The organism is Neisseria sp. P0021.S007 (assembly GCF_051956855.1).
The window spans coordinates 1-573 of sequence record NZ_JBQCXA010000879.1 but is presented as its reverse complement, the minus strand read 5'-3'; the positions used below and the strand labels follow the sequence as shown (position 1 = coordinate 573).

The 573-nt window shown below is 55.0% G+C and carries 1 pseudogene; it reads right to left on the bottom strand.

What is annotated here, in order from left to right:
• Positions 1–573, bottom strand: a pseudogene (locus ACTHUR_RS16490) (3-oxoacyl-[acyl-carrier-protein] synthase III C-terminal domain-containing protein); the annotation flags it as partial.

Sequence of the window (573 nt, the reverse complement as noted above, 5' to 3'; positions counted from 1 at the left end):
GACATAGCTTTCGGGATGTTTGGATGGATGGTTTTCATAGCCGCCCGCAGGAATGGTGCAAAATTCGTAGCCTTCGGGATGTACCTCGAATTTGCTTGCCAACACGCCGCCGCGTTCAGACGACCTGATGACTGCCGCCGCCGCGCCGTCGCCGAAAATGGTCGAACTGTGAAAATCGTTCCAGTCCAAGCCGACAGAGGCGACATCGCAGCTGATCAATAAAATGGTGGGATATTTGTATAACAGCGAATCCGCCAAATCCAAGCTGCGTAAGAACGACAAACAGGTCATGTTAACGTCGAATGCGGCAATCGGGCGGGCGGGATTCAGCAGGCGCAAGGTATGCGCGGCGTTGAAAGGAATGCATTGACGGTCGATACCCGAAGCGTTGATAACGCAGTCCACATCGTCAATCGTAATGCCTGCCGCCGCCATTGCGCTTTGCGCGGCTTGAAGCTGCATGGCATCAGCAGATTCGCCTTCTGCCAGAAAGTAGCGTTGCGCCAAGCCGCTGAGTTTTTCAGTGCGGCCTTCTTTGATGCCGAGCAGGGCGTCGATTTCGGTGGAAGGGAC